Genomic DNA, 4,244 nt, shown 5'->3' on the forward strand with positions numbered 1-4,244 from the left:
CACCGCCACAGCCTGACCCCGGCGACGCCGCCCGGCTGACAGGCCGGACGGCGTGTCATCCATCACCGCGAACGTTCGTGGTCACGGCACTAGCCGCGATCCGCTCGGTCATGCCGATGACAGTGCACGCCCCGCCGTGGAGGGCAGTCAATTCTGGTTGCGGCAACCCCTGACGCCTGAGACGGTGCCGCCATGGCACACACAGACTTCGACTCGTACCTGATCTGTGCGACGCCGCGTACGGGCAGCACCTTGCTGTGCGGACTCTTGGAGTCGTCTGGGGTCGCCGGTCACCCGGCGTCCTACTTCAACCGCAAGACGCTCGCTCACTACGCCGACGCCTGGGGCCTCGCCGGGACGCACGGCGACCAGATCAACGCGGGATTCGTCGAAGCCGCTCTGGCTGTCGGTCGGACATCCAACCAGATCTTCGGAGGACGGGTCATGGCGGAGACCTTGCCGGAGCTCGTGGACGGTCTGGCCGCATCGACGCGCGAGGCCGTGAGCACGGACCTCGACCTCCTCACCCGGTACTTCGGTCGGCTGAAGTTCATCCACCTGAAACGAGGCGACATCGTCGGACAGGCGGTGTCCTGGGCGAAGGCGCAGCAGACGAAGTTCTACCATCCGCATGAGGGTGTCGTCGGCTCCGGTGCCCAAGAGCCCGTCTACGACCAGGAGCTCATCACCCGGTTGGTCACGACGATCGAGCACGCCGAAACCGAATGGACGGTGTGGTTCAGCGACCAGGGCCTCGCCCCGCTCGAGGTGACCTATGAGGAGTTGGCGTCCGACCCGCTTGGTACGGCTGGGCGCGCACTCGAGTACCTCGGCCTACATCTGCCGGTCGGGCAACGGCTGGTCATCGGTCACCAGCGGCAGGCCGATGCCGTCAATGCCGAATGGGTTGAGAAGTTCGTTCGAGGCTGACGTGGATGAGCGCGCGGATCTGCCGCAGACAGCGCGGCCGATGGTCAAGATCAGCCATCCGCTCGCGCCGATGACAGTGCACTGGATCATGAGACTTGGGACAGCATGAGCGGTGCGCTCGTGCGGCGTGTCGTCGGCCGGCAGCGCCACTACCACCTACGGGCCGCCAGTACTCGCGGTTAGGGGGCACAGAGCTGTGCTCGTAGCGTGTCAAACGTCCATTGCTGCCATCGTTCGGTCGACCAGCCGCGTTCGCGCACGAACAGCAGGTAGAGAGCCGGACTCAGCAGCGCGAACAGGATGTCGGCCGCCGTCTCGGCGGTGATGCCGGCTCGTGTATCCGGCTTGGTGACGATGGCCTCAGCGACCGTCGTTTGCACTTGGAGCCGGGGCCGCTCCCCGTCCGGCCAGAGCTGCGCGATCTCGGCGTCGGAGGCCACTGCGGTGGCCACCATGTCGGTGATGGCCGCCACGCGGTGCAACACCTCGCCGACGCCCCGGACATGCGCACGGAGCAGGGTCTCGGCGGTCTTCGATGCCAGGGCCTCACGGAGCCACGGCCGGTCCATTGTGACGATCGGCTCATCGTCGCCTGCGATCGTGACGTCGACGAGCTCCTTGAGCAGCTTGCGCTTGTTCCCGAAAACGAAGTAGATCGTCTGGATCGCCACCCCCGCCCGGTCGGCGACCTCTTGCAGGTTTGTCGCGCCATACCCGTTGGTGATGAACAGCTCACGCGCGGCGTCGAGGATGCGCCCCCGCGTCTCCGCCGCCCGCTGGGTCCGCGTCTTAATGCTCTTGACTTCAGTCACCGCAGTAGTCTATCTCTAGAGGCGTTCACTAGAGACGCCTTCTAGAGATTGGTTCTGGCATGTCTGTCATCACCGTTACCCGATTCACGATCGAGCCTGACACTGCGGCCGCGTTGCGCACCCGGCACGCCGACCTTGTCGCCGCGATCAGGACGGCCACGCCCGGCCTCGTCGAGACGCGACTCGGGCAGGTCAACGAGCAGACCTGGATCGGCATCTGGCGGTGGGACTCCGCCGAGCGCCTCCAGGCGGCCCGTCGGATCGCCCCCGAGCTTCCGGAGACCGCCGCCACCTTCTCGCTGGCCCGCGCGGTCACCGCCGATGATGTGGCTGTCGTCGATGAGCACTGACCCGGTGCACGGCGAACTGGCGATCGAAGCCATCGGTCTGGTCAAGGCTTTCGGCGACCACCGCGCCGTCGACGGGGTGGATCTGACCGTGCCCGCCGGCGGTGTCTTCGGCTTCCTCGGTCCGAACGGGGCCGGTAAGACCACCACCGTCCGCATCCTCGCCACCCTGCTGCGACCGGACGGCGGCACCGCTCGGGTGCTCGGCCACGACGTCGTACGCGAAGCTGGCCGTGTCCGCGACCGGATCAGCCTGACCGGCCAGTTCGCCACGATCGACGCGGAGCTGACGGCGTTCGAGAACCTCACGATCCTGGCCCGGCTCCTCGGCTACAGCAGGGCCGGAGCCAGGACCCGCGCCGAGGAACTGCTCGATGGATTCGGGCTCACCGAAGCCGCCGGCACCACCGTCAAGACACACTCGGGCGGCATGCGCCGACGGCTCGACATCGCCGCCAGCATCATCGTCACCCCGGACCTGCTGTTCCTGGACGAGCCGACCACGGGCCTGGATCCACGCAGCCGCAACCAGGTGTGGAGCATCGTGCGCGCCCTCGTCCGCGAGGGCACCACCGTGCTACTCACCACGCAGTACCTCGACGAGGCCGACCAGCTCGCCGACCAGCTCGCCGTCATTGACCAGGGCCGGATCATCGCGGCGGGCACACCCGCACAGCTCAAGGCGTCGGTGGGCGCCGGAACCCTCCAGGTCCAAGTGCTTAAGCCCGACCGCCGGGCCGAGGCCGCGCGACTCCTGACCGGCGCCCTCGGCGTCACGGTCCAGACCGGCACCGACGACGGTCTGCTCTCGGCCCGCGTCGACGACCCCGCCCGCGCCTCGGTCGCGTTCGCTGACCTGACCCGGGCTGGGATTCACCTCACGACGTTCGCGCTCGGCCAACCCAGCCTCGACGAGGCGTTCCTGGCCCTCACCGGACGCAGCACCCAGGTCGGCACCGACGCAGCGGAGGAGGCGGCATGACCACGACATCGACGACGCCGGACATGATCGGCCAGACCCTCCCCGACGCCGTGTCGACGCGTCCGCGACCGCCGCGTGCCAGCGCATTGTCGGCGTCCCTCACGTTCGCCCGGCGCGCCCTACTGAAGATCAAGCACGTTCCGGAGCAACTCGCCGACGCGATCATGATTCCGGTGCTGTTCACCGTCATGTTCACGTACCTGTTCGGCGGCGCCATGGTCGGCTCGACGCGTGAATACCTCCAGTACCTCCTCCCCGGCACCACGGTCTTCGCGGTGCTGCTCATCACCGTGTACGCGGGCGTCAACCTCAAGACCGACATCACCACCGGCGTGGTCGACCGCTTCCGGTCCATGCCGATCTGGCGCCCGGCCCTCATCGTCGGCGGCCTGATCAGCGACGCCGGCCGCAACCTCCTCGCCGCAGGGATCGTCCTCGCCCTCGGACTCGTCATGGGCTTCCGCCCGGAGGGCGGTGCCGTCGGCGTTCTGTCGGCGGTCGCCCTGATCCTCGTATTCGCGTTCGGCCTCTCCTGGGTCTGGGCAACGCTCGGGCTCATCCTTCGCACACCGAGCGCCATCTCGGCGGTGAGCTTCCTCGTACAGTTCCCGCTCACCTTCGCCAGCAACGTCTTCGTCGACCCGAAGACCATGCCCGGATGGCTGCGGGCGTTCGTCGAGGTCAACCCGGTCAGCCTGCTCGTCGACGCCGTCAGAGGGCTCATGCACGGCACCGCCGAGCCCAACCAGATCGGCGTCGTGCTCCTCACCGCGGTCCTGCTCGTGGCGATCTTCGGTCCGTTAACCATGCGCCTGTACCGCACCCGCACGTGACCACCGACAACGCTCACGCCTCGACCCACGCCCATGAGGAGTAAGACGATGCTGACCCGCCTCCACCTGCTCGCTGCCGCGACAGCGGTCACCACGACAATGTTGCTCGTCCTCGCCGCGCTCAGCACCGCGCTGCTCGACGCGCACCATGCCGTCGACGTCCGGCGGGCCGTCCTGTGGGCACTGCTCGTCCTCGTCCCGGCCCTGCTGCTTACCGCAGCGACCGGTTTCCGTCTGGCCGGCGCCTCGACTGACTGTGAGGCTGGCTTGGTCGGTCCGCAAGTGATGGGCTGATGGTCGGCAGCAGTGGGCGTGACTCTTCGTCTGACTGGCTTCGTGC

At 67.7% G+C, this 4,244-nt stretch carries 6 protein-coding genes; 5 read left to right on the forward strand and 1 reads right to left on the reverse strand.

Annotated elements, in window-relative coordinates; genetic code table 11:
• Positions 1-192 precede the first annotated feature (192 nt).
• Positions 193-930 carry a Stf0 family sulfotransferase gene (locus AB0H57_RS32480; RefSeq protein WP_357512530.1) on the forward strand — a complete coding sequence of 246 codons (738 nt, stop codon included), beginning with the start codon at positions 193-195 and terminating at the stop codon, positions 928-930.
• A 179-nt stretch (positions 931-1,109) separates the two neighbouring features.
• On the opposite strand, the gene AB0H57_RS32485 is transcribed toward AB0H57_RS32480, so the two are convergent.
• Positions 1,110-1,742 (reverse strand): helix-turn-helix domain-containing protein, encoded by a 633-nt coding sequence (locus AB0H57_RS32485; RefSeq protein WP_357512532.1) that lies wholly within the window; start codon positions 1,740-1,742, stop codon positions 1,110-1,112.
• A 59-nt stretch (positions 1,743-1,801) separates the two neighbouring features.
• Here AB0H57_RS32485 and AB0H57_RS32490 point away from each other — a divergent pair, with 59 nt between their 5' ends.
• The 4 genes from AB0H57_RS32490 to AB0H57_RS32505 are packed head-to-tail and all read left to right on the forward strand — an operon-like array spanning position 1,802 to position 4,198.
• A complete protein-coding gene (locus AB0H57_RS32490) occupies positions 1,802-2,092 on the forward strand; it encodes an antibiotic biosynthesis monooxygenase (RefSeq protein WP_357512534.1) in 291 nt (96 codons plus the stop codon).
• Complete coding sequence (locus AB0H57_RS32495) at positions 2,082-3,071, forward strand: ATP-binding cassette domain-containing protein (RefSeq protein ID WP_357512536.1); 990 nt, start codon at positions 2,082-2,084, stop codon at positions 3,069-3,071. The genes AB0H57_RS32490 and AB0H57_RS32495 overlap by 11 nt, the downstream gene beginning before the upstream one ends.
• The gene (locus tag AB0H57_RS32500) at positions 3,068-3,904 is read left to right on the forward strand and encodes an ABC transporter permease (RefSeq protein WP_357512538.1); all 837 of its coding nucleotides are present in this window, start codon (positions 3,068-3,070) and stop codon (positions 3,902-3,904) included. The genes AB0H57_RS32495 and AB0H57_RS32500 overlap by 4 nt, the downstream gene beginning before the upstream one ends.
• A 48-nt stretch (positions 3,905-3,952) precedes the next feature.
• On the forward strand, positions 3,953-4,198 hold the full coding sequence (locus tag AB0H57_RS32505) for a hypothetical protein (protein WP_357512540.1): 246 nt from the start codon (positions 3,953-3,955) through the stop codon (positions 4,196-4,198).
• Positions 4,199-4,244 lie beyond the last annotated feature (46 nt).

The organism is Micromonospora sp. NPDC050686 (assembly GCF_040654475.1).
In the GTDB taxonomy this organism is placed as follows: domain Bacteria; phylum Actinomycetota; class Actinomycetes; order Mycobacteriales; family Micromonosporaceae; genus Micromonospora.